We start from the raw sequence: 24,402 nt of genomic DNA, 5'->3' as shown, positions 1-24,402 counted from the left end.
GCGTCATTTCTTGGTGCCGCTCATCTGATCGAAGATCTGGCGCCACATGTTCATCCCCGCCTCGCCCATCGGCGCCCAGCTCTGCATGAGCGTGGCGATGCTGTCCGGCGTGATGCCGTCTTCGATCGTGCGGCGCATCTTTTCGAGGTAAAGTTCGTGGACGCTGGTCAGATCGGGCAGACCGAGAAATCTGCGGGCTTCTTCCGGCGTGCAATCGACATCGACGCTGATCTTCATTTCCACCGTCTCCCCTGCTTGAGCGAGCGCTGTTCCTGCTGGTAAAGCGTCCGGGGAGAACGGTCCATGTCGCATGCTACGCTTCAGAGCCCGATCGGACCGATTCTTGTATCGGCGGACGACAAGTTGCTGACTGGCGTGCGTATCGGCGCCAGCGATCTGGCCGATGCACCGACGCCGCTGTTGCGCGAAGCGATCGCCCAGCTGGCCGCCTGGTTCGAAGGACGGCTAGTCGATTTCGATCTGCCGCTGGCACCCCTGAAATCTCCACGTGGTGAAGATCATAGCGCCGCGATTTGCGCCATTCCTTACGGTGAAACAGCCAGTTATGGCGAGCTGGCGCGGCGCATATCCTCCTCGCCCCGGGCAATCGGGCAGGCATGCCGCCGCAATCCGATGCCAATCATCATCCCCTGCCACCGCGTGCTCGGCGCGGGTGGCGTCATCGGCCATTATACCGGCGGCGAAGGGATCACGACCAAGCTGTGGCTGCTGCAGCGCGAACAAAGGAAGGGCTGAAACATGGGAACGACCATTTCGATCGACGCGCTGGACGGCAGCGGCAGCTTCAACGCCTATCTGGCCGAACCCGCCGGCGGCAACGCCAGGGCGGCGGTGATCGTGATCCAGGAAGTGTTCGGTATCAATGCCGGCATTCGCGACAAGGCCGACGAACTGGCCAGGCAGGGCTATCTGGCGGTCGCGCCCGATCTGTTCTGGCGGCTCGAACCGGGCATCGAGCTCGATCCCGACACCCAGTTGCAGCAGGCGCTCGACCTTTTCCCCAAGTTCGACCAGCAAAAGGGGATCGAGGATATCGAGGCGACGATCAAGGCGACGCGCGCGCGGGTCGATGGCGGCAAGGTCGGCTGCGTCGGTTACTGCCTGGGTGGTCGACTGGCCTATATGACCGCCACGCGCACCGATATCGACGCCAGCGTCGGCTATTATGGCGTCGGCATCGACGGGCTGCTCAATGAAAGCCACGCGATCGCCCGGCCGCTGATGCTCCACATCCCGACCGTCGACGGCTTCGTTCCCCCCGAGGTGCAGAAGCGGATGCACGAGGGGCTCGACAGCCATCCACGCGTGACGCTGCATGATTATGTCGGCCTCGATCATGGTTTCGCGACCCAGTTCGGCAAGCGCCGGGTGGATGACGCAGCCGAGCTCGCCGATTCGCGGACATCGGCCTTCTTTGCCGAGCATCTGGCATGAGCAAAGCGTGGCGGATCGTCATCCGCGCAACCGGCGGACCCGAGGCGATGGAGCGCGAGGATATCGCGCTCCCCACCCCCGGCGCAGATGAGGTGCGGATCCGCCATGACGCCATCGGCGTCAATTTCATCGATACCTATCATCGCAGCGGGCTCTATCCCCTGCCCCTCCCCGCTGGACTCGGCACGGAGGCGGCGGGAACGATCGATGCGGTGGGTGCGGCCTGCGATCCGGCGTGGATCGGCCGCCGCGTCGCCTATACCGCCAAGACGCCCGGCACCTATGCCACCCACGGGCTGGCCAGCGTCGACCGGCTCTACCCCCTGCCCGACGCCATCGGCAGCGATGCCGCCGCCGCCATGCTGCTGAAGGGGCTGACTGCCTGGATGCTCATCGAACGCGTGGCACGCATCACGCCCGGCCAGTCGGTGCTCGTCCACGCCGCCGCCGGCGGTGTCGGATCGATCCTCGTCCCCTGGCTCAAATCGATCGGCGCGACGGTGATCGCCCATGCCGGCAACGCCGCCAAGGCCGAACGCGCCCGCGCCGCCGGCGCCGACCACGCGCTATGTGTGCCATTCACCGAGCTGTCAGCCAAAGTGCGTGACCTGACCAGCGGGCGGGGCGTGGACGCCGTGCTCGACGGGGTCGGAGCGGATAGCTGGGCAGCGTCGCTTGCCAGCGTCGCCAAGCGCGGCATCCTCGTCACTTATGGCAATGCCTCTGGCCCGGTGCCGCCGATCTCGCCGCTGGACCTGCTGCGCGCGGGTTCGATCTTTCTGACCCGGCCGACGATGTTCGACTATCTGGAAGAGGAAGCCGATCGCAAAACGGCGGGCGAGCGGCTGTTCGCCCTGATCGCCGATGGCACCATCCATGCCGATATCGGCCAGCGTTTCGCGCTGAGCGACGCCGCCGAAGCGCATCGCGCGCTCGAGGCCCGGGCGACGACGGGATCGACGATCCTGATCCCGTGATGCGGCGCAGGCCCCCTCTCCCGCTGCAGTGCCCATAGGCCCACATGCGCGAAACCGGCATCGAACGCGAGATCGCCGGCGAGAAAGCGGCCTCGCTCGGCCGCGCAGGCAAGGTTGTGGCGGAAAGCCTGGCGGCGCTGCGCGCGCTGCCGCAGAGCGCGGACCGATCGCGCGTGGCGCAGCGCGCGGCGGATGCCGTCCACGCCTTGCTCATCCAGCGGGAGAGTTGCGGGCTGCGCGACGAGCGCGCCGTGTTTCGCGATTATCAGGTGCCGGGCGAGGTGATCGCGCGTATCGGCGCGATCCCGAGACCGGAATGATGGGAGACGCCGCCCGACAGGACGGCGCCCAGCCATATCAGTTGAAGATGTGCATCACGCCGACGGAGGGATCGACCCAGCCGTCATAGATCATCTTGACCGCGACATAGAGGATCACGACGAGGCCGACATAAGCGATCCAGCGGTAACGCTCGATATATTTGGCGATGAAGTTCGCCGCGACGCCCATCAGGGCCACCGAAAGCACCAGCCCGACAATCAGGATGCCGGGATGCTCGCGCGCGGCACCGGCCACCGCCAGCACATTATCGAGGCTCATGCTGACATCGGCCACCGCAACCGCCCAGGCCGCGCCGGCGAAACTCTTGGCCGGGTTCACGCCCGACGCCTCGTCGCCATAGATTTCGGGCGAACCGGGGCTGCCGCCGGCCGGATGCAGCTCGCGATACATTTTCCACGACACCCACAAGAGCAGCAGGCCGCCGGCGAAGATCAGGCCGACGATCTGCATGAGCTGGGTGACGACCAAGGCGAAGGCGATCCGCAGCACCAGAGCGGCGACGATGCCGATCATGATGACCTTGCGGCGCTGATCGGCGGGCAGGCCCGCAGCAAGTGCGCCGACGACGATCGCATTGTCGCCGGCCAGCATGATATCGATCATCAACACCTGGCCGAACGCGGCGAGCGCCGAGGGCGACCCGATATTGGAGAAGTCGTTGACGATATGGTGCCAGAGCTCGAGCATCAGCGGCCTTTTAGCGGATTCCAAAGCGGACGCGCCACAGCGATCCTCCGCCATGGCGCGCCAGACATATTAGGTTGCAGAAGCCGCCCCTGCGGGCGGGCCCGTGGCGGATCAACCGCCGGCGGGCTTACTGGTTCATCGAATCGAAGAAATCCTCGTTGGTCTTCGAATCCTTCATCTTGTCGAGCAGGAACTCCATCGCGTCGATGGTGCCCATCTGCATGAGGATGCGGCGCAGCACCCACATCTTCGACAGCTTGGCCTTGTCGACCAGCAGCTCTTCCTTGCGGGTGCCGGACTTGCCGACATCCATCGCCGGGAAGATGCGCTTGTCGGCGACCTTGCGATCGAGGACGATTTCCGAGTTACCAGTGCCCTTGAACTCTTCGAAGATCACTTCGTCCATGCGGCTGCCGGTATCGATCAGCGCGGTGGCGATGATCGAGAGCGAGCCGCCTTCCTCGATATTGCGGGCGGCACCGAAGAAACGCTTCGGGCGCTGCAGCGCATTGGCATCGACACCGCCGGTCAGCACCTTGCCCGACGAAGGAACGACGGTGTTGTAGGCGCGGCCGAGACGCGTGATCGAATCGAGCAGGATGACGACATCCTTCTTGTGCTCGACCAGGCGCTTGGCCTTTTCGATCACCATTTCGGCGACCTGGACGTGGCGCTGCGCGGGTTCGTCGAAGGTGGAGGAAATCACCTCGCCCTTCACCGAACGCTGCATGTCGGTCACTTCCTCGGGCCGCTCGTCGATCAGCAAGACGATCAGGAAGACTTCCGGATGGTTGTCGGTGATCGCCTTGGCGATGTTCTGGAGGAGCACCGTCTTGCCGACGCGCGGCGGCGCCACGATCAGCGCGCGCTGGCCCTTGCCCTGCGGCGCGATGATGTCGATCACGCGGGCCGACTTGTCCTTGATCGTCGGATCCTGCGGATCCAGCGTCAGCTTCTGCTCGGGATAAAGCGGCGTGAGGTTGTCGAAATTGACCCGATGGCGAACAACATCGGGATCATCGAAATTGACCGAGACCAGCCGGGTCAGCGCGAAATAACGCTCGCCATCCTTGGGCCCGCGGATTTCGCCTTCCACGGTATCGCCCGTGCGCAGGCCAAACTTCCGAACCTGGTTGGGCGAGATGTAGATATCGTCCGGGCCGGCGAGATAGTTCGCTTCGGGACTGCGCAGGAAGCCGAAGCCGTCGGGCAGCACCTCGATCGTGCCGAGGCCCATGATCTGCTCGCCATTTTCGGCCTGCACCTTGAGGATCGCGAACATCAGATCCTGCTTGCGCAGCGTCGATGCGCCCTCGACACCGAGTTCCTCGGCCATGGCCACGAGTTCGGCGGGCGATTTTTTCTTCAGGTCCTTGAGGTGCATCACTGGTTCCTGGGCAGGAAGCGACGGAAAACGCGCAAAATGGGCGATAATGATCAGGAAATAGGCCCAACACGGACGGTGGACCTCTGTTTCGGGCGGTTAAGCAAGGCGGAGATTCAAGTCAAGCGCGGGAAAACCCCGAGTCAGCGGATTTAGCAACGCCCGGGCGCGGCGGTTCAGGCGGTGGATCCGCGTCGAAATCGGCATGCGAGCAGAACGACGAGACACGGCAATCCGATCCACAGAAATTCCGACGCCAGCACGGCAAGGCCCCGCAGCGACAGGAAATCCACCCCGATCGGCGATACCGCGATCGGACGGAAAGGCGCGAAATAGCGCGCATCGGACCAGGGCCAGAGCAAAGCCACGCCAAGCCCGCCATCGGTGAGCATATCGAGCAGCCCATGCGACGCAGCGGCGGAAAAGAGGAAAAGGAAAGAGCGGAGCCGCGTTGCGCCGAACCAGCGCGCGAGAACGGCACCGCCCAAACCGATGATACAGGCACTGGCCAGCGCATGGCTCGCCCCGCGATGCCCGAAGGCATCGGCATAGGGAATGCCGAGCGCGAACGCAGCGACATCGGCATCGGGCAGCATCGCGGCAGCAGCGCCGGCGATCAGCAGCCGTGGCGCGACGACCTTGCGGCCAAGGCCGATGCCAAGCGCCAACGGCAGCAAGGCGTGCGCCATGATCGTCGGCATGGGCTTGTGGCTTGGCCTAGAAGGGCCGCACGATCACCAGGATGACGATGATCGCGGTGGCGATGCCGGGGATCTCGTTCATCATCCTGAGCGGCTTGTCGCTCACCGGGCGGAAGCCCCTGGCCATCTTCTTGGCATAGCCCACCGCCCAACCATGATAAGCCGACAGCCCGAGAACGGCGGCAAGCTTGGCGTGGAACCAGCCTTCCTGGAACGCACCGACATTCACCGCCAGCACCAGCCCGATCACCCATACGATGATCATCGCCGGGTTGATGATGATCTTCCTCAACCGGTTTTCCCGGTCGATCCACAGCCGGTCTTCGGCCGAGCCCGGCGGCACCGGCTGGTGATAAACCAGAAAGCGCGGCAGCATGAACAGGCCCGCCATCCAGAAGATCACGAAGATGATATGGGCCGCCTTCACCCAAGGGTAGGCTGCGCCGAGAAAACCGATGCCGGGGAACGCGATGGCGAGGTCCATGGCCTAGCTCTAGCGTGCCCGTAACAGTTGGAGCAAGCGTTCCACATGCGCGATCGGCGCATCGGGCAAAATGCCATGGCCGAGGTTGAAGACATGCGGCCGGGTGGGGAAGGCCGCGCGGATCGCGGCGACCGCCTGGTCGAGCGCCTCGCCGCCGGTGATCAGCGCCAGCGGGTCGAGATTGCCCTGCACCGGCAGCCCTTCCGGCAGGCTGGCATCGGCCCAGCGCGGATCGACCGTTTCATCAAGGCCAAGCGCATCGACGCGGGTTTCGCGGGCATAAGCCGGCAACTTGCCACCCGCCCCCTTCGGAAAGCCGATGATCGGCGTCGACGGATAACGGGCGCGGAGCGTTTCGACGATCGTGACGGTGGGCGCGATCACCCAGCGTTCGAACTGCGCGGGCGAGAGACTGCCGGCCCAGCTGTCGAAAAGTTGGATCGCATCGACACCGGCCTCGATCTGGCCGGCGAGATAATCCACCGTAGCGGCAACGATCGCATCGATGATCGCCTGAAAGGCTGCCGGATCGCGATAGGCCATGCGGCGCGCCTCGGCCTGTTCGCGGCTGCCCTGCCCCGCCACCATGTAGGTCGCAACCGTCCATGGCGAACCCGCGAAACCGAGCAAAGTGGTTTCCGCCGGCAGCTGGGCGCGGACCAGACGCACCGTTTCATACACAGGCGCCAACCGCTCGGGCGCAGCGGTGAGATTGGCGAGCAGATGATCGACGAGGCGTGGGGCGAGACGTGGCCCCTCGCCCGTTTCGAACCAGAGATCCTGGCCGAGCGCGTGGGGGATGACGAGGATGTCGGAAAACAGGATCGCGCCATCGAAACCGAAGCGACGGATCGGCTGGAGAGTCACCTCGGCGGCCGCTTCGCTATCGTGGACGAGTTCGAGGAAACCGCCCTTTTCGGCCCGGAGCGCACGATATTCGGGCAGGTAGCGCCCGGCCTGACGCATGAGCCAGACGGGCGGCGGATCGCGCCTTTCCCCGCGCAGAACGCTCAAAAGAGGGCGGTTTAGCGACGCTTCGGCGTTCGGCGACGTGCCGGATTCGAACCCCATAACTATCCAATCTTTAGAATCTTAGAGATTCTGTAGAAGATTGTAGGACCGTGGGAAACTGGGGGTAACTTTCCGGCCCCGATTCAGCCAACAGCTTGACTCGATGAGTCGGCCGCTGACTCCACAGAGTCGTTGAATCGCTCCCCGTTATCCACAGACCGGGATTCGGCGCACCCCTGTTGTGGAGGAATCGCTGAACCGAGTCAGAATGGCGGGGGTGGAATCCTTGGCTTGAATCCATGCCCAGCTTCACGCTAGCGCGATCCCCATGGTTTTCCACAGGGCTATGCCCATGACGGCCCGGGAGGGGCGATGATCCGGCTGCATCTCCATTTGCTGTCCGATTCCACCGGCGAGACGCTGGAGAATATCGCCAAGGCCGGCCTCGCCCAGTTCGACGGGGTGGAGACGATCAAGCATTTCTGGCCGATGGTCCGCTCCGAAGGCCATCTCGATCGCGTGCTTGTCGAAATCGCGCAGCGGCCGGGGCTGGTGATCTTCACGCTGGTCAATCACGAGATCCGCCAGCGGCTGGAAACGCGCTGCCACGCGCTTGGCCTGCCCACCGTGTCTGCGCTCGACCCGGTGATCGACGCCTTGTCGCGCGTGCTCGGCCAGACGGCGATGGAACGGCCCGGGCGGCAGCATATCCTTGATGCGGCCTATTTTGCCCGCGTCGAGGCGATCCAGTTCACCATCGCGCATGACGACGGCATCGGCGCGGAGGATTGGGAGGATTCGGATGTCGTGCTGGCCGGCGTGTCGCGCACGTCGAAGACGCCGACGTCGATCTACCTCGCCAATCGCGGCTATAAGGTCGCCAACATCCCGCTCGTCCCGCAATCGCCGCCGCCGCCGTCGCTGTTCCAGCTCAAGCGGCCGATCGTCGTGGGGCTGACCACCAGCCCCGACCGGCTTGTCCAGGTGCGGCGCAACCGGCTGCTTTCTCTCAACCAGGCGCCGGAGACCGACTATGTCGATCAGGAAGCGGTGTCGGCCGAGCTGGCCTTTGCGCGCCGCATCTTTTCGGACAATGGCTGGCCGGTGATCGATGTCACCCGCCGTTCGATCGAGGAAACGGCGGCCGCGATCATCAATCTGGTCAATGAACGCCGCAAGCCGGAGAATGGCGAATGAGGCTGATCCTTGCCTCGCAATCGGCCGCGCGCCGCGCAATGCTCAACGATGCCGGGGTGCCGCATGACGCCATGGCGCCGGGGGTGGACGAGGATGCGGCCAAGGCGGCGCTGAAGGCGGACGGCAATGATGCGCGGCGGATGGCGGACGCGCTTGCCGAATTGAAGGCGATCAAGCTGTCGCGGCGTTTTCCGCAGGATCTCGTGCTCGGTTGCGATCAGACGCTGGCGATGGCCGATGGCGCGATGCTCGACAAGCCGGCGAGCCGCGACGATGCCGCCCGGCAATTGCAGGGCCTGCGCGGCACGACCCACAAGCTGACCAGCGCGGCGGTGATCTGCCTGGGTGGCGAGCCGATCTGGCGGCATGTCGATGTGGCGCGGCTGACCATGCGTAACTTTTCCGATGCCTGGCTCGATGCGTATCTCGATCAGGAATGGCCGGCCATCGGCGGTTGCGTCGGCGCCTATCGCCTCGAAGGATTGGGCGCGCAGCTGTTCGCGCGGATCGAGGGAAGCCATTTCACCATCCTCGGGCTGCCCTTGTTGCCGTTGCTCGATTATCTGCGCGTTCGCGGAGTGCTGGGATCATGAGCCTGCCCAATGCCGTTCTGCCCAAGGCGGAGGTGATCGGCGATCCGATCGCCCATTCCAAATCGCCACTGATCCACGGCTTCTGGCTGGCCAAGCTCGGCATGGACGGGCTGTATGAAAAGACGCGCGTGGCGGGCGAGGATCTCGGCGCCTTCTTTGCCGATCGGCGCGATCGCCCCGGCTGGCGGGGTTGCAATGTCACCGTGCCGCACAAGCAGGCGGTGATCCCTTTCCTCGATCGGATCGATCCGGTCGCCGCGCGGATCGGCGCGGTCAACACCGTGGTTGTGACGCCCGAGGGGCTGGTGGGGCACAATACCGATGCGGCCGGTTTTCTGGAGCCGCTGCGCCACCTGCTGGCCGAGCGACATCTTTATCGCATGGCGCGCATCCTTGGCGCGGGCGGCGCGGCCAAGGCGGTGGCCCATGCGCTGGCCGGCCATGGCTTCACGCTGGTGATTGCGGCGCGCCGGATCGAGCAGGCCGAGGCGCTGGCCGCCGAGATCGACGGGGTCGACACCCATGTCGCGACGCTCGATCATTTCGCCGATGCCACCGATTTCGCCTTCGACGATCGCGAGAGCATGTTGGATATCGTCGTCAACACGACGCCGCTGGGCATGACCGGCCAGCCCCCCCTCCCCTTCGATTTCAGCCATGTTCCGCCCGGCGCGCTGATCTACGATATCGTTTACGCGCCGCTGGAAACCGCGTTGCTGGCCGAAGGCCGCGCGCGCGGCCATGTCGGCGTCGACGGGCTCGACATGCTGATCGGCCAGGCGGCCGAGGCGTTCCGCCTGTTCTTCGGCCAGCCGGCGCCGCGCGAACATGATGCCGAACTGCGCGCGTTGCTGACCGCATGAAATTGCTGGGGCTGACCGGTTCGATCGGCATGGGCAAATCTACCGTCGCGGCGATGTTCCGTGCCGAGGGGGTTCCGGTGTTCGATGCCGATGCCGAGGTCCATCGCCTGCAGGGGCCGGGCAGCCCGCTGCTGCCGGCGATCGAGGCGCTCCACCCCGGGACGACCAGCGTGGAAGGCGGGGTCGATCGCGCGGCGTTGCGTCAGGCCGTGTGGGGCGATGACGTGGCGCTCGCGCGGCTGGAACGGGTGATGTATCCGGCGCTCAACCGGGTGCGGGATCGCTTCCTGCGCCGCCATCGCGCCCGGCCGCTTGTCGTGCTCGACATACCATTGCTGTTCGAAAAGGGTGGCTGGCGGAAAGTGGATGCCATCGTGGTGGTATCGGCGCCGGCCTGGGTGCAGCGCCGCCGCGTGCTGCGCCGCCCCGGCATGACCCAGGCGCGGCTGACACATATCCTGTCACTTCAGACACCTGATCCCGAAAAGCGGCGCCGCGCCGATTTCGTGATCGATACCGGCGGTTCGCTTGTCACGACGCGCGCGCAGGTTCGGCATGTCATCGCTTGCCTAACCCGCCCGGGAGGCCGATAAACGACTCAAATGCGTGAGATCGTCTTCGATACCGAAACCACTGGCCTCAGCCCCGCTGACGGCCACCGCCTCGTGGAAATCGGCTGCGTCGAACTGATCAATCGGGTCGAGACGGGCCGTACTTTCCACGCATATTTCAACCCCAACCGATCGATGCCGAGCGAGGCCGAGGCGGTGCACGGGCTTTCCAGCATCTTCCTGTCGGACAAGCCCTTTTTCGCCGATGGCGTGGCCGATCTGCTCGATTTCGTCGGCGATGCGCCGCTGGTCGCGCACAATGCCAGCTTCGACTTCACCTTCCTCAATGCCGAACTGGTGCTGTGCGGACGCGATGGCATCAACCTCGCCCGCATGGTCGATACGCTGGCAATCGCGCGGCAGAAGCATCCCGGCGCCAAGCATTCGCTCGATGCGTTGTGTTCGCGCTACGGCATCGATCGCAGCCATCGCGTCAAGCATGGCGCGTTGCTCGACGCCCAATTGCTCGCGCAACTCTATGTCGAACTCACCGGCGGCAGGCAGATCGGCCTGTCGCTCAGAAGCGAACCGGCGGCGATCCTGTCGTCGGACGCGCGGTCCGTTCCGTCCCAGGAACGGTCCGCAGCCCGCCCGGTGCGGCCCCCGCGGCCGCACACGGCCAGCGCGGAGGAAATTCTGCGCCATCAGGCATTTGTCTCCAAGCTGGTCGACCCCATATGGGAAAGTGCAGGGCCGCCCGGTTGACCGGGCACCTGACCGGGCCTAAGGCCGCGGCCGCTCCGACCCTGGTGCGGTCGCACAATTATCGGAGGTGAAGCCATGGAAATCCGCGTTTCGGGTCATCAGGTCGATACCGGCGATGCGCTGCGTGCGCATGTCGACGAACGGCTGCAGGGCATCGCCGACAAGTATTTTTCGCGAAGCCTTTCTGCCCAAGTGACCTTTGGCAAGGGACCGCACGACAACGGTTTTTCATGTGATATCGTCGCCCATGTGATGCAGGGCGTGATCCTCAAGGGTTCGGCCAATGCGATGGAAGCGCACCCCGCCTTCGACCTCGCTGCCGATCGCATCGAAACGCAGCTTCGCCGCTATATGAACCGCCTGAAGGACCGGCATAGCGCCGGTTCGGGCGCGGTGAACGGCGCCAAGATCGATGCCGGCTACACCGTTTTCGGCGGCACCGCCGAGGTGGAGGACATGCCGACGGCGGACAATCCGGTGATCATCGCCGAAACCCGCGTCGACGTGCCCGAAGCGACGGTTTCGGATGCGGTGATGATGTTGGATCTGCGCAACACCGGCGCCCTTCTGTTCCGCAACAGCGGCACGGGTGCGTACAATATGGTCTATCGCCGCAACGACGGAACAATCGGCTGGGTGGAACCCCAGCGCGCGGCCTGAATGGGAACCCGAGCGGACAGTGAATGATGAAGTGAATGCAGCCGCCACCACGGCGCGGGCGCCGGACGACCTCAGCGATCTGCTGACGCCCAATGCCGTGGTGGCCGCGCTGGCGGTTCCCAACAAGAAGGTGCTGTTCCAGCAACTGGCGACGACCGGCGCGAAGCTGGCCGGCGTCGACGCCAAGCTGGTGACCGAACGTCTGGTGGAGCGCGAACGGCTCGGCTCCACCGGCTTCGGCGGCGGCGTGGCGATCCCTCATGGCAAGATCGACGGGCTCGATGGCGTCGTCGGCGTGTTCGCGCGGCTTGCGGCGCCGATCGACTTCGCGGCGATCGACGACATGCCGGTCGATCTGGTCTTCCTGCTGCTTTCGCCCACCGATGCCGGGGTCGAACATCTCAAGGCGCTGGCGCGGGTCAGCCGCCGGCTGCGCGATCGTGCGTTCGTTGCCAAATTGCGCGGCGCGGGTTCGGAAGACGCGCTCTACGCGCTGTTCGCCAGCAGCGAAACGCGCAATGCCGCCTGACAGCGCGGCCGCCGATCAGCCCGGCGAAGCGCATTTCCGCGCGCTGGAATCGCTCTACGCGGCGGCGCCGATCAACCAGCTATTCCCGTCGCGGCTGGAAATCGTGGAGCCGGGTTTCGCGCGCATCCATTTCCGTGTCGATGAACGCGTCCACCATGCCGCGGGCGCTGCGCATGGCACCAGCTATTTCAAGATGCTCGACGATGCCGCTTTTTATGCGGCGAACAGTCTGGTGAGCGAGCATTTCCTGCTGACCACGGCGTTCAACCTGTTCTTCACCCGGCCGATCCATGGCGGTGATGTTATCGCCGAAGGCCGTTGGATCAGCGGCCGGCGCCGCGTTCTGGTGGCCGAGGCGCGGCTGATCGACGCCGACGGCGAGGAGGCCGCGCGTGGCAGCGGCACCTTCATGCGATCGCGCATCCCGCTCGCCGAACTGCCGGGCTATCGGTTGCCGTGAGCGGGCGGCTGGCGGCCGGCCTGTTCGTTTCCGCGCTGATCCGGCGGATGGAAGCGACGGGCGGCAGCGCGGCGGTGCTGGCCAGGGGTGATGCGACCGCCGGCGCGGTGCTGATCGTGATCGCCGATCGCGGGTTCATTCAGGCGGTGCTCGAACGCACGCTCGACCCCAAGGGCCATTATCATTGGACGACGACCGGCCCCGATGACCTGAATGCACCAGGCGTGCTGTTCGAATATTATGAGAAGCGGCGGCGCTTTGACCCAGATCTGTGGGTGGTCGAACTGGACGGCGCGGAGGCGCGCCGCATCGCCGACGAGGTGGCGGGCGACGACTGATCGATCGGCTTTCCTTCGTTCCTGTCTTGTTCTAACATCGGGCGATGGCGAGCCCCCCGCAGGATTGTTTCGACGATCGTCCGCTGATCGCGGCCGATGTGGCGCGCGGCGTATCGCGGCTGCTGTTCCGCCAGGATGTCTATGCCTTGTGCGAGGTGCCGTTGAACAATGGCCGGCGCGCCGATCTGTTTGCCATCGACGCACGCGGGCAGATCACCATCGTCGAGATCAAGGTGTCGAAGGCGGATCTGCGTGGCGACGGCAAATGGCCGGAATATCTCGATTATTGCGACCGGTTTTTCTGGGCGGTGCCGCAGGGCTTCGATCTGTCGCCCTTCGAGGAGCCGGGCTTTCGCCCCGAGATTGCGGGGCTGATCGTCGCCGATCGCTATGACGCGGCGGTGATCCGTGATGCGGCGCGGCGGCCGATGGCGCCCGCGCGGCGCAAGGCCGAGACGCTGCGCTTCGCCCGGCGTGGCGCGCTCCGCATGCTTGGCGCGCTCGACCCCGGGCTAGGCGGGATGGACTGAGCGGAGGTTTTAGAGCGTCGGGCCGGCCACGGCGCCCTTGGGCTTGGCGGGCTTGGCCTCGTCGATCATCTTCAGGATCAGGTCCGACCGGCTGTCCTGCGCGGCGAAATCGCGGGCGGACATGCCGGTGACGCGATCGGGCTGACGGGCATTGGCGCCGGCGGCGAGCAGCACGCGTACCGATGCGACGTCGCGGTTCTGAACGGCGATGATCAGCGGCGTTTCGCCACGGCCATTGGTGGCGTTCACATCGCCCCGGCGATCGGCGAGCACCTGGATGCCATCGGCGAAGCGCAGCTGCGCCGCCGTCAGCATCGGCGTATTGCCTTCATTGTCGCGCAGATTGGGGTTGGCGCCCTTGCCGAGCAGGAAGGACAGCCATTGCGCGTCGCGGCGCTTGACGACGATGTGCAGCGCGGTTTCGCCGGTCGAATAATCCTTGGTGTTGACCATCGTCGAGCCGGGCTTCTCGACCGCTTCGGTGACGGCGGCGCCATCCTTGTCGCGCACCGCCTTCAGAAACTTGTAGGATTCCGAAAATTGGGCCGATGCGGGCGCTGCCGCCATCACCAGAGCGATCCCGGCCGCGATCCACCGTCCCGAAAAACCCCAAGTCCGCATATCCGATCGTCCCGTCTCATGACGCCTGAGCGCCGCACTTGCGTTGGCGGCAATAGCAAAGCATGGCTGGCCTTGCCATGAACAAAGCCCGCATCGCCGCCATCCTCGCCCCCTTGCTGTTCGCCGCCTGCCAGGCCGCGCCCGGCGAAGCGCCGCTGGCCGGCGCCAAGATGGGCGGGCCGTTCACCCTGACCAGCCAGACCGGCGCTAAGGTGAGCGACACGCAGTTCGCCGGCCAGTACCGGCTGATCTATTTTGGTTACAGCTATTGCCCCGATGTCTGCCCGGTCGATCTGCAGAAGCTGATGCAGGGGTTGCAGAAGCTGGAGAAGCAGGACGCGGCCAAGGCGGCGAAGATCCAGCCGATCTTCATCACCATCGATCCCAAGCGCGATACGCCGGATGTGCTGAAGCAATATGTGTCGGCCTTCCACCCCCGGCTGATCGGGCTGACCGGCAGCGAGGCGGAGATTGCCGCCGTCGCCAAGGAATATGCTATCTATTATCGCAAGGCCGAAGGCGGCACCGCGGATGCCTATCTGGTCGATCATGCGCGGCAGGCCACGCTCTACGGCCCGACGGGCGATCCGATCGCGCTGATCCCGCAGGATGGCACGCCCGATGACATCGCGGCGGAACTGGCGAAATGGGTGAAGTGAAGCCCTTCTGGGAGACGATCCCGCTCGACAAGATGAGCCGCGAACAGTGGGAATCGCTGTGCGACGGTTGCGGCAAATGCTGCGTCCACAAGCTTGAGGACGACGATACGGGCGAGCTGTATCCGACCAACATCGCCTGCCGCCTGCTCGATCGCCGCACCGGCCAGTGCCGCGATTACAAGCATCGGCGGGCCTATGTGCCCGAATGCGTGCGGCTGACGCCCGCCAAGCTCCGCCAGATCGACTGGCTGCCGTCGACCTGCGCCTATCGCCTGGTCGATGAAGGCCAGCCGCTGCCCGAATGGCATTATCTGGTGTGCGGGGATCGCGAGGCGGTGCATCGCGCCGGGGAATCGGTGCGCGGCTGGACGGTTTCGGAAAGCGAGGCCGGCGAATTCGAGAATCATATTGTCGACCGGATCCTCTGAGCCGGTTTTTGCCGGTGGCGGGCGGATCCGGCCGCTGACGATCAAGCGGATGGCACAGGCGCGTGCATTGCGGCTGGCGGTGGACCCGCGCGACGGCACCGTGCGGCTGACAATGCCCAAGCGCGCCGCGCTGGGCCACGCGCTCGCCTGGGTGGAATCGAAACGCGGCTGGATCGAGGCGGCGCTTGCGCGGTTGCCGGCGACGGTGCCGATCGAACCGGGCGGCGCCGTGCCGTTCGAAGGCCATCTCCGCCAGATCGACTGGCAGGAAGGCCGGCCGCGCGCGGTGCGGCTGGAGGAGGACCGCTTCATCCTTGGCGGCCCGCGCGAGACGATGGCGGCGCGGCTGATCCGCTGGATGCGCAGCGAGGCGCTGGTCCGGCTCGATGCGGAAACGCGGGCGATGGCGGCGAAGGCGGGCGTCAGCATCGCGCGGGTGGCGATCGGCGATCCGCGATCGCGCTGGGGCAGCTGCTCGTCCGCCGGCGATATCCGCTATAGCTGGCGCCTGGTGCTGGCGCCGGTCGCCGTGCGCGAGGCGACCGTCGCGCATGAAGTGGCGCATCGCCTGCACATGGACCACAGCCCGGCCTTCCACGCGGCGGTGTGCAAGCTGCTGGGTCGCGATCCCGCCACCGAGCGCGCCTGGCTGCGCGCGAACGGCGCCGCGCTTTACTGGTTGGGCCGCGAAGGCTGAGGCGGGTTGCGTTGCGGCTGGGGCCGTTCGGTGCGGCCCAGCGCATCATCAAGCCAGCGATCGTCCAGCCGTTCCTGCGGCTCGGCCGGGGCGGGGGCCGGTTCGGCTTCGGGCAGCGGCTCCGGCTCGATCCCCGGATACGGGGTTACGGCGGCGCCATTTTCGTCGACAAAGCCTTCGGTCGGTTCGCCATAATAGGCTTCGGCGTCGGGCTCGAGCTGCCATTCGGGCAGGGTGACTTCGGTCTCGAACTTCTCGATCGGGCGCTTGGCGACCGCGACCTTCATGAAATCGCGGAAGGCGGTGGCCGGCGCGCGGCCGCCCTGCAGCCCGCCGACCGCCTTGGCATCATCGCGGCCCATCCATACGCCGGTGGTGAGGCCGCTCGAAAAGCCGAGGAACCAGCCATCCTTGTTCGACGATGTGGTGCCGGTCTTGCCGGCGACGGGGCGGTCGATCTGCGCGGCGCGCGCCGTGCCGGTGTTGACCGCGGTCTGCAGCAGATCGGTCATCTGCGCGGCCACATAAGGCGCGACCAGCACGCGCTGATCGTCGGGCTGATGTTCGTAGAGCATCTCGCCCTTGCCCGTCGTCACCTTGACGATGCCATAAGGCACGACCGCGACGCCCTTGCGGCTGACCGCGGCGAAGGCGCGCGTCATATCGATCAGGCGGACGTCGGAGGTGCCGAGCACCATCGACGGGTGGGTGTTGATCGGCGTGGTGATGCCGAAGCGGCGCGCCATGTCGGCGACGGTGGAATAGCCGACTTCCTGGCCCAGCTTCGCCGCGACCGTGTTGATCGAGAAGGCGAAGGCGGTGCGGATATCGATTTCGCCCGAATAACGGCGGCTCGAATTGCGCGGGCTCCAGCCATTGATGTTGATCGGTTCGTCGACGACGATGTCGGCCGGCGTGTGGCCGTTTTCGAGCGCGGCGAGATAGACGAACAGCTTGAACGCCGATCCGGGCTGGCGCACGGCCTGCGTGGCGCGGTTGTAGATCGACGACACATAATCCTTGCCGCCGACCATCGCGCGCACCGCGCCATCCTGATCGAGCGAGACGAGCGCGCCTTGCAGCCCTTCGGGCGTGTTGGCGCGGATCGCGGCATCGGCGGCGCGCTGCATGTTGAGATCGAGCGTCGTCCACACGTCGATCGGCTGCGTCGTTTCCTCGATCATGGTGTCGAGCTGGGCCAGCGCCCAATCGGTGAAATAGCGGACGCTGTTCTGCTTGGGCTCGGGCGCGAGCGTGACGTTGAGCGGGTTGCCGGCTTCCATCTCCGCCGGGGTGATCATCCCCTGTTCGCGCATCAGGCCGAGGACGACCGAGGCGCGGCCGACGGCGGCTTCGGCATCGGCGGTGGGCGAATAATTGGACGGCGCCTTGACCAGTCCGGCGATGATCGCGGCTTCGCCCAGCGACAATTCGGTCCCGGGATGGCCGAAGAATTTGCGGCTGGCGGCATCGATGCCATAGGCGCCACCGCCGAAATAGACGCGGTTCAGATAAAGCTCGAGGATCTCGTCCTTCGAGAATTTCCGCTCCATCGCCAGCGCGAGAATCCATTCGCGGAACTTGCGGCCGAAGGTGCGGGTGTTGGTCAGGAAGATGTTGCGGGCGAGCTGCTGGGTGATCGTCGATCCGCCCTGCACCCAGCGGCCGCGTTCAACCCGGACCATGACCGAACGGACCAGCGCGATCGGATCGACGCCGGGATGATAGCGGAAGCGCCGGTCCTCGGTCGCGACCATCGCATTCTTCATTTCCTGCGGAATGCGATCGAACGGAATCCACTGGCCGTAGCTCGGCCCCAGCGACACGATCACCGTGCCGTCGGCGGCGTGGACGCGCACCATCTGGCCGTTGGGCGAGCTTTGCAGTTCATGATAGCCCGGCAGGGTCGACCGCGCGATCAGCACGGCGACGACGAGCGCGACGAATGCAGCAAGGCCCGCGAACAGGCCATATTTGGCCACCTTCACGGTCGTGCCCCACAGGGAGCTGCGCTGCGGCTTGGGACGCTTCTTGGATGCCATCTTCAGAGCGTGCGCTTAGAGCCTATGCCGCCGCATCACAAGCCGCGACGCGGCGAGCGGCAGGCTTCAGTCGCCGCGGCCCTTGAAGTCGAGCGAGACGCTGTTGATGCAGAAGCGCATCCCGTCCGGCCCCGGCCCGTCGGGGAAGACATGGCCGAGATGCCCGTCGCATTTCGCGCAACGCACCTCCACCCGGCGCATGCCGTGGCTGGTATCGGCATGTTCGGTCACCGCGTCGGGCGAGAAGGGGTGGGTGAAGCTGGGCCAGCCGCTGCCCGAATCGAACTTGGTGTTGCTGTCGAACAGCGCGGCACCGCAGCCGGCGCAGCGATAGACGCCGGGGGCCTTGTTATCGGTGAGGACGCCGCTGAACGCGCGTTCCGTGCCGGCTTCGCGCAGCACATGATATTGCTGGGGCGTGAGGCGCTTGCGCCATTCCTGTTCGGAAAGATCGAGTCGGTCCATGGGCCGAAATGTGGGTGGCGGCGGCGCGGCGGTCAATGGCCGATACGGGTGAGCCGGGCGGCGATTCCGACAAGGCCGGGGATTCGGGCGGCCGCCACCAGCAGCGGCGCGCTCCCGCCTTCGGCCATGCGCCGTCCGGCGCCGGCGATCAGCAGCGGGCGGTGGGCGCGGGCCGCGAAGGCGGCGGCATAAGCGGCAGGCGACGTTCCGGTGAGGCGGGCGGTGGCGGCCGCGCGGCCCGAGGCGAGCGCGATGGCGATACCGTCGCCGGCCAGCGAGGCGATGACCGCGGCCTGATCGCCAATGCGGTAGAGCGTCTGGTTGGCGGCCCGGTCGCGCCACCCATAGGGCAAGCCGGCGATCGCCTGCCAATCGGCCTGCGCGCTCGCTTGGCCGAGCCGATCGGCGAAGATCGGAGATTCGCGGGCGAGGGCGGCGAGCAGGGCGGCCGGGGTGCCACCGGCTGCCGCCAGGCGTGAGCGGGCGACCGACAGGCAGAGATTGGCCTGGCCGTCTTCCTGAATCAGCAGGCCGGCATAGCCATGGCGGAAGAGATGCAGTTCGATCATGCCGGCCAGCGCGCGGGTCAGTGCGGGCGTGGGGGTGAGGCGGGTGCGCAGGCCGACGGCAGAATCGGGCGCGCGCGGGCGGGGGGCACCGCGCAGATCGTGCTTGCCGGTGGCGAGGATGATCGCGTCGGCCGCAATGCCATCGCCATCGAACCGGGCGACGCCACCTTCGATCGCGCGAACCGGCCGCCCCGATTCAAGGACCGCGCCGGTGGCGACTGCGCGATGGCGTAGCGCGGCATCCAATGTCGCGCGCGATAGCCCGGCGGCGGCGAAGGGCAGGGGGGCTTCGGCGACGCGGCGGCCGGCGATGAGGCGCAGCCGGGTGATCGGCCGGGCGCCGAGCGCGACGGGATCGATACCCAGACCGCCCAGCAAAGCGAGCGAATCCTGGCTGAGAAAGCCGCCGCAGACGATCTGCTGGGCGGTGGCGTGGCGTTCGAGGAGGAGGGGGCGCTGCCCCGCACATGCGAGCGTGATCGCGGCGGCGCATCCCGCCGGGCCGGCGCCGATGATCAGCGTATCCGTTCGACGCATAGCCGGAACGGGAAGCGACGGACGACACGGGCCGAAGCGGCGTCCGCTTGACTGAGCAGCGCGTGCCATTCGGGCGGACGGAAGGCGCGTGCGATCGACAGGGTGCCATCGGCAGCGACGATCGGGTGCCAGCGCATCAATGCGGCGAGGATCGGGAAGCCGGCATGGGCGAAGCGATGACGGTGGAGATCGTTGACCATCCATCCGATGCGGGCATGCGTTTCCATGAAGCGGAGGAAGGCGAGCAGCTGATCGTCGGTCATGTGATGGGCGACGAGGCTGGAGACGATGATATCCCAGGGTTCGCTTGACAGATCGGCATAATCGCCGGTGCGATAATCGATCGCCATGCCGGCCGGCGTGGCAGCGCTGGCGGCGGGCGCGCTGTTGGGGTTGAGATCCACGCCGACGAGTTCGGCGGCGATGCCGCGGTTGTCCGCCCAGCGGGCGACGCGGCGGAGCATATCGCCCTGGCCGAAACCCACGTCGAGCAGGCGGAAGCGTGGCTGCCGGCCGACCGCGCGGGCTAGGAAAGCGAGCGTTGGCCGGGCGGCGAGGGTGACGGTGTTGACGCGGGCGAGATCGGAAAGGACGGCGGCATAATCGGCCGGCGGCAAGGCCGGATCGTCCATCCGTTCGTCCTGCCGGGCGCGCTGGGCGAGCATGGCCATGCTGCGATCAGGCCGGGTGGCCGAAGCCGAAGCCTTCGGCGGCGAGGCCGGGGCCAAAGGCAAGCGCCACGCCTTCGCCGGCCGCCCCGTCGCCAACCCGGCCTTCGGCCAGCATGTCGGCAAGGACGAACATCAGGGTGGCGGATGACATGTTGCCGAAGCGCTGGAGGATGGCGCGCGAGGGCTGGAGCGCATCGGTGTCGAGGCCGAGCCCATGTTCCACCGCATCGAGGATCGAGCGGCCGCCGGCATGGACGGCCCAGCGCGCGATGGCGGTTGCGTCGCGCCCGCCGGTGATCGCCGCGCGGACGGCGGGATCGATGAGCGCCTGGCCGATCCGGCCCGGCACCTCGCCCGACAGGTGCATGACGAAGCCGTGATCGCCGATCGTCCAGCGGATCAGATCGTCCGATCCGGGCAGTGTGGCGGCGAAGAAGCGGGTGAGCGGGAGGCCGGAGGGTTCGGCGGTGACGAGCGCGGCGGCGGCGCCATCGCCGAACTGGAGCATGGCGAGCAGCGGTTCGAGCTGGGTGACGGGGCGCAGATGGAGGCTCGACAGCTCGACGGTGACGACGAGCACGCGTGCGGCGCGATCGGACCGCGCGATATGGTGCGCGACGCGCAGCGCGGAGACGGCGGCGTAGCAGCCCATGAAGCCGACGAGGGTGCGTTCGACATGGCCGCCAAGGCCGAGGCGGGCGGCGATGATCTGGTCGATCCCGGGCGCGACGAAGCCGGTGCAGCTGGCGACGACGAGATGGGTGATGCCGGCAAGCGCGACCCGTTCGCCGAGATCGGCGATGGCGCGAAGCGCCAAGGCAGGGGCGGCATCGGCGTAGAGCGCCATGCGCGCAGCCGTCGTCGGCATGGTGCCGGCATAGAAACCGCCGGGTTCGACCGGCGATCCGCCATCGGCCGCGCGCGGCAGCACTGACCAGCGATGGGCGATGCCCGAACGCTGCGCCATCCGCGCGAAGAGCGGCCGTTCGCGCTCGCCCAGCTGCGCTTCGGCCCAGGCGATGAAGGCGGCGTGGATATCATGGTCGGGGACGGCAGTGCCGATTGCGGCAATGTGGGCGCGGGGTCGATCCAAGGGCGGTATCCCTATGGTCCGCCATCCGAAATGCATGGCGCGGGCGACACTATCCGTCGCCCTGTGGCATAACGCAATCATGTGGACGCCGGTTGCCGGCCCGCCCGATCTGGCGGAGCCGGCGAATGCGGGCCGGGCAGGCGCAATTTGGCGGCTTCCCTCGGCCGATGGGGCTGCATATAGTGTGATCACAGTTGGAGGTTGCAGGGATCGTGACGCAGGGACTGGCGGAGAATCTGGCGAAGATCGCGGCGCTGACGCTGCCATCGCTGGCGGTGATCGACGGCGAACTGCGGCCCGCGCGCGCTGGCGGCACCTTTGCCAATATCTCGCCCCGTGACGGCAGCCTGCTGGCCGATGTCGCGGCGGGCGATGCGGCGGACGTGGACATCGCCGTTGCCGCCGCGCGGCGCGCGTTCGACGATGGGCGCTGGCGCAATCTGACCGCGAAGGCGAAGAAGAAGATCCTGCATCGGCTGGCCGATCTGATGGCGGCCCATGCCGAGGAGCTGGCGCTGCTCGAGGCGATCGACACCGGCAAGCCGATCCGCGACGCGGCGGCGGTGGACGTGCCGCTCGCCTGCGATTCGGTGCGTTATTATGCCGAGGCGCTGGACAAGCTGTATGGCGAGGTCGGCCCGCACCATCCCGGCCGGCTGTCCTATGCCGTGCATGAACCGTTGGGCGTGATCGGCGCGATCGTGCCGTGGAATTTCCCGCTGCACATGGCGATGTGGAAGGTTGGCCCCGCGCTCGCCATGGGCAATTCGGTGGTGCTGAAGCCGGCCGAGCAATCGCCGATGACGGCAATCCGCGTCGCCGAGCTGGCGCTGGAGGCGGGCGTGCCGGCCGGCGTGTTCAACGTCGTGCCCGGGTTGGGCGAGACGGCGGGCAAGGCGCTGGCGCTGCACATGGACGTCGACATGATCGCCTTCACCGGATCGGGCGTCGTCGGCCGGCTGCTGATGCAATATTCCGGGCAGAGCAACCTGAAGCGGGTGAGCCTGGAACTGGGCGGCAAATCACCCCAGATCGTCTTTCCCGATTGCCCCGACATGGCGGCGGCGGCGCGATCGGCGGCGTGGAGCGTATTTTACAACCAGGGCCAGGTGTGCACGGCGGCATCGCGCCTGCTGGTGCATGAATCGATCCGCGAGGCGTTCGTGGCCGAGGTCGTGAAGGTGGCGTCGCGTATCGAAGCGGGCGATCCGCTGGACCCGGCCACGCGGTTCGGCGCGATGGTCAGCGAAAGGCAGATGGAAACCGCGTTGCGCTATATCGGCACGGCGCGGGCCGAGGGCGCCGATCTCAGGCTGGGCGGCGGTCGCGTGCGGGACGAGACCGGCGGCTTTTATGTCGCGCCGACGATCTTCGACCGGGTGACGCAGGATGCGACGCTGGCGCGCGAGGAGGTGTTTGGTCCGGTGCTGGGCGTGATCGGTTTTGCCGACGAGGCCGAGGCCTATCGCATCGCCAACGACACCGTTTATGGGCTGGCCGCCGGCGTGTGGACCGCCGATCTCGATCGCGGGATGCGGGCGACCCGCGCGCTCCATGCCGGGCAGGTGTGGGTGAATGGCTGGGATGCCGACGATATCACCATGCCCTTTGGCGGGTTCAAGCAATCGGGCTTCGGTCGCGATCGCAGCCTGCACGCGATGGAGAAATATGCCGATCTGAAGGCGGTCAGCTTCACCATTCGGGGAGGCGGGGCATGAGCCGCGCGGGCTTCGTCGCCGATCCGGGCGAACTGAAGGCGTTTCTGGACGCCCATCCCCACATCACCCTGTTCGATCTCTTCTACACCGGCCTGTCGGGCGTGCCGCGCGGCAAGCGGCTGCGGCGGCACGAGCTGGAAGCGGTGTATGATTATGGCCGCTTCCTGCCGGGTTCGATCCAGGTGGTGGATATCACCGGCCGCGATTGCGAGGATACCGGCATGGTGTGGGAGGATGGCGATGCCGATCGCCGCGCCCGGCCGGTGCCGGGCGGGATCGTTCCCGCGCCTTGGCTGGGCGAGGATGTCGGCCAGCTGATGTGTTCGCTCCACGAACTGGACGGCACGGTGTGCGAACTCGATCCGCGCGCCATCCTGCAACGCGTGATTGACCGCTTCACCGCCGACGGGATGACCCCGGTGGTGGCGTGCGAGCTGGAATTCTATCTGGTCGACGGCCGGCGCGGCCGCGATGGCTCGGTCCGCCTGCCGCGCGGCATGGCGACCGCGACCGAGGTTTATGGCCTGCCGCAGGTGGAGGAGGCATCGCCCTTCCTGCGCGATCTGTGGGCGGCCGCCGATGCGCAGGGGATTCCGCTGGAAGGCGTGATTTCCGAATGCGCGCCGGGCCAGCTCGAGCTGACCCTGAAGCACAAGGCGGATGCGTTGCGTGCCGCCGACGACGCCGTCGCCTATAAGCGCGCGGCCAAGGGCGTGGCGCGGACGCATGGCTGCGACGTGACCTTCATGGCCAAGCCCTGGGCCGACCGCGCCGGCAGCGGGCTGCACCTGCATGTCAGCGTGAACGACGCGGCGGGCAACAACCTGTTCGCCGATGAGGATGTCCACGGCTCGCCGATGCTGCGCCACGCGATCGGCGGGATGGGCGCCTTGCTGGCGGAATCCATGGCGATCTTCGCCCCCAACGCCAACAGCTATCGCCGGTTCAAGGCCAACAGCTACGCGCCGACCGCGCCGACCTGGGGGGTGAACAACCGCACCGTGGCGCTGCGTGTCCCGGCGGGGTTGGCCCACACCCGCCATATCGAACATCGCGTGGCCGGGGCCGACGCCAATCCCTATCTGGCGGTCGCGGCGCTGCTGGCGGCGGTGCATCATGGCATCGCCCACCGGATCGACCCCGGCGCGCCGGTGACAGGCGATGGCTATGCGGCCGCCAGCGCGGCGGGCGCGAGCCTGCCGACCAACTGGTTCGATGCGGTGCGGCTGTTCGATCAGTCGCGCGTGCTGCGCGACTATTTCGGTGACCGGACGGTCGACATGTACGGCATCGTCAAGCGCACCGAGCAGGCGCGCTTCTACGAACAGGTCACGCCGCTCGATTATGACTGGTATCTCAACAACGCCTGAAGCTG

31 protein-coding genes are annotated in these 24,402 nt (G+C 66.6%); 19 read left to right on the top strand and 12 right to left on the bottom strand.

Going from position 1 to position 24,402, the window contains the following annotated elements; translation table 11 throughout:
* Positions 1 to 3: 3 nt before the first annotated feature.
* The gene (locus CHB74_RS12825) at positions 4 to 237 is read right to left on the bottom strand and encodes a DUF6489 family protein (protein ID WP_089220015.1); all 234 of its coding nucleotides are present in this window, start codon (positions 235 to 237) and stop codon (positions 4 to 6) included.
* A gap of 66 nt (positions 238 to 303) precedes the next feature.
* Here CHB74_RS12825 and CHB74_RS12820 point away from each other — a divergent pair, with 66 nt between their 5' ends.
* The 4 genes from CHB74_RS12820 to CHB74_RS12805 are packed head-to-tail and all read left to right on the top strand — an operon-like array spanning position 304 to position 2,752.
* On the top strand, positions 304 to 756 hold the full coding sequence (locus tag CHB74_RS12820) for a methylated-DNA--[protein]-cysteine S-methyltransferase (RefSeq protein WP_089220014.1): 453 nt from the start codon (positions 304 to 306) through the stop codon (positions 754 to 756).
* 3 nt (positions 757 to 759) lie between these two features.
* Positions 760 to 1,455 carry a dienelactone hydrolase family protein gene (locus CHB74_RS12815; protein WP_089220013.1) on the top strand — a complete coding sequence of 232 codons (696 nt, stop codon included), beginning with the start codon at positions 760 to 762 and terminating at the stop codon, positions 1,453 to 1,455.
* Complete coding sequence (locus CHB74_RS12810) at positions 1,452 to 2,432, top strand: quinone oxidoreductase family protein (protein ID WP_089220012.1); 981 nt, start codon at positions 1,452 to 1,454, stop codon at positions 2,430 to 2,432. The genes CHB74_RS12815 and CHB74_RS12810 overlap by 4 nt, the downstream gene beginning before the upstream one ends.
* Before the next feature lie 44 nt (positions 2,433 to 2,476).
* Positions 2,477 to 2,752 carry a DUF6665 family protein gene (locus CHB74_RS12805; RefSeq protein WP_089220011.1) on the top strand — a complete coding sequence of 92 codons (276 nt, stop codon included), beginning with the start codon at positions 2,477 to 2,479 and terminating at the stop codon, positions 2,750 to 2,752.
* Positions 2,753 to 2,789: 37 nt separating this feature from the next.
* Here the strand turns inward: CHB74_RS12805 and CHB74_RS12800 are convergent, their stop codons facing one another.
* The 5 genes from CHB74_RS12800 to hemE form a co-directional block, all read right to left on the bottom strand.
* On the bottom strand, positions 2,790 to 3,461 hold the full coding sequence (locus tag CHB74_RS12800) for a TerC family protein (protein WP_089220010.1): 672 nt from the start codon (positions 3,459 to 3,461) through the stop codon (positions 2,790 to 2,792).
* A 127-nt stretch (positions 3,462 to 3,588) separates the two neighbouring features.
* Positions 3,589 to 4,845, bottom strand: a complete 1,257-nt coding sequence (rho, locus tag CHB74_RS12795; protein WP_089220009.1) for a transcription termination factor Rho — start codon at positions 4,843 to 4,845, stop codon at positions 3,589 to 3,591.
* A gap of 176 nt (positions 4,846 to 5,021) precedes the next feature.
* Positions 5,022 to 5,546, bottom strand: coding sequence for a metal-dependent hydrolase (locus tag CHB74_RS12790; RefSeq protein WP_089220008.1), 525 nt, complete (start codon positions 5,544 to 5,546; stop codon positions 5,022 to 5,024).
* Positions 5,547 to 5,562: 16 nt separating this feature from the next.
* Entirely contained in the window at positions 5,563 to 6,030 is a 468-nt protein-coding gene (locus tag CHB74_RS12785) for a CopD family protein (RefSeq protein WP_425442277.1), read from the bottom strand.
* Between the two features lie 9 nt (positions 6,031 to 6,039).
* Entirely contained in the window at positions 6,040 to 7,101 is a 1,062-nt protein-coding gene (hemE, locus tag CHB74_RS12780) for a uroporphyrinogen decarboxylase (protein WP_089220007.1), read from the bottom strand.
* Between the two features lie 312 nt (positions 7,102 to 7,413).
* On the opposite strand from hemE, the gene CHB74_RS12775 reads away from it, so the two are divergent.
* From CHB74_RS12775 to CHB74_RS12730, 10 genes are all read left to right on the top strand, one after another.
* The gene (locus tag CHB74_RS12775; RefSeq protein ID WP_089220006.1) at positions 7,414 to 8,238 is read left to right on the top strand and encodes a pyruvate, water dikinase regulatory protein; all 825 of its coding nucleotides are present in this window, start codon (positions 7,414 to 7,416) and stop codon (positions 8,236 to 8,238) included.
* Positions 8,235 to 8,831: a Maf family protein gene (locus CHB74_RS12770; protein WP_089220005.1), complete on the top strand. Its 597-nt coding sequence runs from the start codon at positions 8,235 to 8,237 to the stop codon at positions 8,829 to 8,831. The genes CHB74_RS12775 and CHB74_RS12770 overlap by 4 nt, the downstream gene beginning before the upstream one ends.
* Entirely contained in the window at positions 8,828 to 9,694 is an 867-nt protein-coding gene (aroE, locus tag CHB74_RS12765) for a shikimate dehydrogenase (protein ID WP_089220004.1), read from the top strand. Before CHB74_RS12770 ends, aroE begins: the two co-directional genes overlap by 4 nt.
* Positions 9,691 to 10,287, top strand: a complete 597-nt coding sequence (gene coaE, locus CHB74_RS12760) for a dephospho-CoA kinase (protein ID WP_089220003.1) — start codon at positions 9,691 to 9,693, stop codon at positions 10,285 to 10,287. The genes aroE and coaE overlap by 4 nt, the downstream gene beginning before the upstream one ends.
* A 9-nt stretch (positions 10,288 to 10,296) precedes the next feature.
* The gene (gene dnaQ / locus CHB74_RS12755) at positions 10,297 to 11,010 is read left to right on the top strand and encodes a DNA polymerase III subunit epsilon (protein ID WP_089220002.1); all 714 of its coding nucleotides are present in this window, start codon (positions 10,297 to 10,299) and stop codon (positions 11,008 to 11,010) included.
* A 75-nt stretch (positions 11,011 to 11,085) separates the two neighbouring features.
* Entirely contained in the window at positions 11,086 to 11,670 is a 585-nt protein-coding gene (gene hpf / locus CHB74_RS12750; RefSeq protein ID WP_089220001.1) for a ribosome hibernation-promoting factor, HPF/YfiA family, read from the top strand.
* A gap of 31 nt (positions 11,671 to 11,701) precedes the next feature.
* The gene (locus CHB74_RS12745; RefSeq protein ID WP_245842889.1) at positions 11,702 to 12,199 is read left to right on the top strand and encodes a PTS sugar transporter subunit IIA; all 498 of its coding nucleotides are present in this window, start codon (positions 11,702 to 11,704) and stop codon (positions 12,197 to 12,199) included.
* Complete coding sequence (locus CHB74_RS12740; RefSeq protein ID WP_089219999.1) at positions 12,189 to 12,659, top strand: PaaI family thioesterase; 471 nt, start codon at positions 12,189 to 12,191, stop codon at positions 12,657 to 12,659. The genes CHB74_RS12745 and CHB74_RS12740 overlap by 11 nt, the downstream gene beginning before the upstream one ends.
* Positions 12,656 to 12,997, top strand: coding sequence for a DUF1491 family protein (locus CHB74_RS12735; protein ID WP_089219998.1), 342 nt, complete (start codon positions 12,656 to 12,658; stop codon positions 12,995 to 12,997). The genes CHB74_RS12740 and CHB74_RS12735 overlap by 4 nt, the downstream gene beginning before the upstream one ends.
* A gap of 44 nt (positions 12,998 to 13,041) precedes the next feature.
* Positions 13,042 to 13,527 carry an MmcB family DNA repair protein gene (locus CHB74_RS12730; protein WP_089219997.1) on the top strand — a complete coding sequence of 162 codons (486 nt, stop codon included), beginning with the start codon at positions 13,042 to 13,044 and terminating at the stop codon, positions 13,525 to 13,527.
* A 9-nt stretch (positions 13,528 to 13,536) separates the two neighbouring features.
* Here CHB74_RS12730 and CHB74_RS12725 read toward each other — a convergent pair whose 3' ends face one another.
* Positions 13,537 to 14,148, bottom strand: coding sequence for an ankyrin repeat domain-containing protein (locus tag CHB74_RS12725; protein WP_089219996.1), 612 nt, complete (start codon positions 14,146 to 14,148; stop codon positions 13,537 to 13,539).
* A 62-nt stretch (positions 14,149 to 14,210) separates the two neighbouring features.
* On the opposite strand from CHB74_RS12725, the gene CHB74_RS12720 reads away from it, so the two are divergent.
* From CHB74_RS12720 to CHB74_RS12710, 3 genes are read left to right on the top strand one after another with little or no spacing between them, the layout of a single operon-like run.
* A complete protein-coding gene (locus tag CHB74_RS12720; protein ID WP_089219995.1) occupies positions 14,211 to 14,807 on the top strand; it encodes an SCO family protein in 597 nt (198 codons plus the stop codon).
* The gene (locus CHB74_RS12715) at positions 14,795 to 15,235 is read left to right on the top strand and encodes a YcgN family cysteine cluster protein (RefSeq protein WP_089219994.1); all 441 of its coding nucleotides are present in this window, start codon (positions 14,795 to 14,797) and stop codon (positions 15,233 to 15,235) included. The genes CHB74_RS12720 and CHB74_RS12715 overlap by 13 nt, the downstream gene beginning before the upstream one ends.
* Positions 15,216 to 15,932 carry a M48 family metallopeptidase gene (locus CHB74_RS12710; protein WP_245842883.1) on the top strand — a complete coding sequence of 239 codons (717 nt, stop codon included), beginning with the start codon at positions 15,216 to 15,218 and terminating at the stop codon, positions 15,930 to 15,932. Before CHB74_RS12715 ends, CHB74_RS12710 begins: the two co-directional genes overlap by 20 nt.
* Here the strand turns inward: CHB74_RS12710 and CHB74_RS12705 are convergent.
* From CHB74_RS12705 to CHB74_RS12685, 5 genes are all read right to left on the bottom strand, one after another.
* Positions 15,908 to 17,974, bottom strand: a complete 2,067-nt coding sequence (locus tag CHB74_RS12705) for a transglycosylase domain-containing protein (RefSeq protein WP_245842882.1) — start codon at positions 17,972 to 17,974, stop codon at positions 15,908 to 15,910. The two genes, CHB74_RS12710 and CHB74_RS12705, sit on opposite strands and share 25 nt — an antisense overlap.
* A gap of 66 nt (positions 17,975 to 18,040) precedes the next feature.
* Positions 18,041 to 18,439: a peptide-methionine (R)-S-oxide reductase MsrB gene (gene msrB, locus CHB74_RS12700; RefSeq protein ID WP_089219993.1), complete on the bottom strand. Its 399-nt coding sequence runs from the start codon at positions 18,437 to 18,439 to the stop codon at positions 18,041 to 18,043.
* A gap of 32 nt (positions 18,440 to 18,471) precedes the next feature.
* Positions 18,472 to 19,545: an NAD(P)/FAD-dependent oxidoreductase gene (locus CHB74_RS12695; RefSeq protein WP_089219992.1), complete on the bottom strand. Its 1,074-nt coding sequence runs from the start codon at positions 19,543 to 19,545 to the stop codon at positions 18,472 to 18,474.
* Entirely contained in the window at positions 19,524 to 20,216 is a 693-nt protein-coding gene (locus CHB74_RS12690; RefSeq protein WP_089219991.1) for a methyltransferase domain-containing protein, read from the bottom strand. Before CHB74_RS12690 ends, CHB74_RS12695 begins: the two co-directional genes overlap by 22 nt.
* 7 nt (positions 20,217 to 20,223) lie before the next feature.
* Positions 20,224 to 21,309, bottom strand: coding sequence for a type III polyketide synthase (locus CHB74_RS12685; RefSeq protein WP_425442276.1), 1,086 nt, complete (start codon positions 21,307 to 21,309; stop codon positions 20,224 to 20,226).
* 212 nt (positions 21,310 to 21,521) lie between these two features.
* Here CHB74_RS12685 and CHB74_RS12680 point away from each other — a divergent pair, with 212 nt between their 5' ends.
* Both CHB74_RS12680 and CHB74_RS12675 read left to right on the top strand, forming a co-directional pair.
* Positions 21,522 to 23,027: an aldehyde dehydrogenase gene (locus tag CHB74_RS12680; RefSeq protein ID WP_089220038.1), complete on the top strand. Its 1,506-nt coding sequence runs from the start codon at positions 21,522 to 21,524 to the stop codon at positions 23,025 to 23,027.
* Positions 23,024 to 24,397, top strand: coding sequence for a glutamine synthetase family protein (locus CHB74_RS12675; RefSeq protein WP_089219989.1), 1,374 nt, complete (start codon positions 23,024 to 23,026; stop codon positions 24,395 to 24,397). The genes CHB74_RS12680 and CHB74_RS12675 overlap by 4 nt, the downstream gene beginning before the upstream one ends.
* The last annotated feature ends 5 nt before the right edge of the window (positions 24,398 to 24,402 follow it).

The organism is Edaphosphingomonas laterariae (genome assembly GCF_900188165.1).
Taxonomy (GTDB): domain Bacteria; phylum Pseudomonadota; class Alphaproteobacteria; order Sphingomonadales; family Sphingomonadaceae; genus Sphingomonas_E; species Sphingomonas_E laterariae.
The sequence above is the reverse complement of the archived record's forward strand: the minus strand, read 5'-3'. Positions and strand labels throughout refer to the sequence as shown.

What these genes read in the sequence shown, in the direction of transcription:
- msrB (WP_089219993.1), bottom strand. Translation starts at nt 18,439, where the DNA reads ATGGACCGACTCGATCTTTCCGAACAGGAATGGCGCAAGCGCCTCACG.
- CHB74_RS12775 (WP_089220006.1), top strand. Translation starts at nt 7,414, where the DNA reads ATGATCCGGCTGCATCTCCATTTGCTGTCCGATTCCACCGGCGAGACG.
- CHB74_RS12730 (WP_089219997.1), top strand. Translation starts at nt 13,042, where the DNA reads ATGGCGAGCCCCCCGCAGGATTGTTTCGACGATCGTCCGCTGATCGCG.
- rho (WP_089220009.1), bottom strand. Translation starts at nt 4,845, where the DNA reads ATGCACCTCAAGGACCTGAAGAAAAAATCGCCCGCCGAACTCGTGGCC.
- CHB74_RS12720 (WP_089219995.1), top strand. Translation starts at nt 14,211, where the DNA reads ATGGCTGGCCTTGCCATGAACAAAGCCCGCATCGCCGCCATCCTCGCC.
- CHB74_RS12785 (WP_425442277.1), bottom strand. Translation starts at nt 6,030, where the DNA reads ATGGACCTCGCCATCGCGTTCCCCGGCATCGGTTTTCTCGGCGCAGCC.
- CHB74_RS12705 (WP_245842882.1), bottom strand. Translation starts at nt 17,974, where the DNA reads ATGGCATCCAAGAAGCGTCCCAAGCCGCAGCGCAGCTCCCTGTGGGGC.
- CHB74_RS12805 (WP_089220011.1), top strand. Translation starts at nt 2,477, where the DNA reads ATGCGCGAAACCGGCATCGAACGCGAGATCGCCGGCGAGAAAGCGGCC.
- CHB74_RS12825 (WP_089220015.1), bottom strand. Translation starts at nt 237, where the DNA reads ATGAAGATCAGCGTCGATGTCGATTGCACGCCGGAAGAAGCCCGCAGA.
- CHB74_RS12695 (WP_089219992.1), bottom strand. Translation starts at nt 19,545, where the DNA reads ATGCGTCGAACGGATACGCTGATCATCGGCGCCGGCCCGGCGGGATGC.
- CHB74_RS12810 (WP_089220012.1), top strand. Translation starts at nt 1,452, where the DNA reads ATGAGCAAAGCGTGGCGGATCGTCATCCGCGCAACCGGCGGACCCGAG.
- CHB74_RS12675 (WP_089219989.1), top strand. Translation starts at nt 23,024, where the DNA reads ATGAGCCGCGCGGGCTTCGTCGCCGATCCGGGCGAACTGAAGGCGTTT.
- CHB74_RS12770 (WP_089220005.1), top strand. Translation starts at nt 8,235, where the DNA reads ATGAGGCTGATCCTTGCCTCGCAATCGGCCGCGCGCCGCGCAATGCTC.
- CHB74_RS12690 (WP_089219991.1), bottom strand. Translation starts at nt 20,216, where the DNA reads ATGGCCATGCTCGCCCAGCGCGCCCGGCAGGACGAACGGATGGACGAT.
- hemE (WP_089220007.1), bottom strand. Translation starts at nt 7,101, where the DNA reads ATGGGGTTCGAATCCGGCACGTCGCCGAACGCCGAAGCGTCGCTAAAC.
- dnaQ (WP_089220002.1), top strand. Translation starts at nt 10,297, where the DNA reads ATGCGTGAGATCGTCTTCGATACCGAAACCACTGGCCTCAGCCCCGCT.
- hpf (WP_089220001.1), top strand. Translation starts at nt 11,086, where the DNA reads ATGGAAATCCGCGTTTCGGGTCATCAGGTCGATACCGGCGATGCGCTG.
- CHB74_RS12790 (WP_089220008.1), bottom strand. Translation starts at nt 5,546, where the DNA reads ATGCCGACGATCATGGCGCACGCCTTGCTGCCGTTGGCGCTTGGCATC.
- CHB74_RS12725 (WP_089219996.1), bottom strand. Translation starts at nt 14,148, where the DNA reads ATGCGGACTTGGGGTTTTTCGGGACGGTGGATCGCGGCCGGGATCGCT.
- CHB74_RS12815 (WP_089220013.1), top strand. Translation starts at nt 760, where the DNA reads ATGGGAACGACCATTTCGATCGACGCGCTGGACGGCAGCGGCAGCTTC.
- CHB74_RS12800 (WP_089220010.1), bottom strand. Translation starts at nt 3,461, where the DNA reads ATGCTCGAGCTCTGGCACCATATCGTCAACGACTTCTCCAATATCGGG.
- coaE (WP_089220003.1), top strand. Translation starts at nt 9,691, where the DNA reads ATGAAATTGCTGGGGCTGACCGGTTCGATCGGCATGGGCAAATCTACC.
- CHB74_RS12740 (WP_089219999.1), top strand. Translation starts at nt 12,189, where the DNA reads ATGCCGCCTGACAGCGCGGCCGCCGATCAGCCCGGCGAAGCGCATTTC.
- aroE (WP_089220004.1), top strand. Translation starts at nt 8,828, where the DNA reads ATGAGCCTGCCCAATGCCGTTCTGCCCAAGGCGGAGGTGATCGGCGAT.
- CHB74_RS12715 (WP_089219994.1), top strand. Translation starts at nt 14,795, where the DNA reads ATGGGTGAAGTGAAGCCCTTCTGGGAGACGATCCCGCTCGACAAGATG.
- CHB74_RS12820 (WP_089220014.1), top strand. Translation starts at nt 304, where the DNA reads ATGTCGCATGCTACGCTTCAGAGCCCGATCGGACCGATTCTTGTATCG.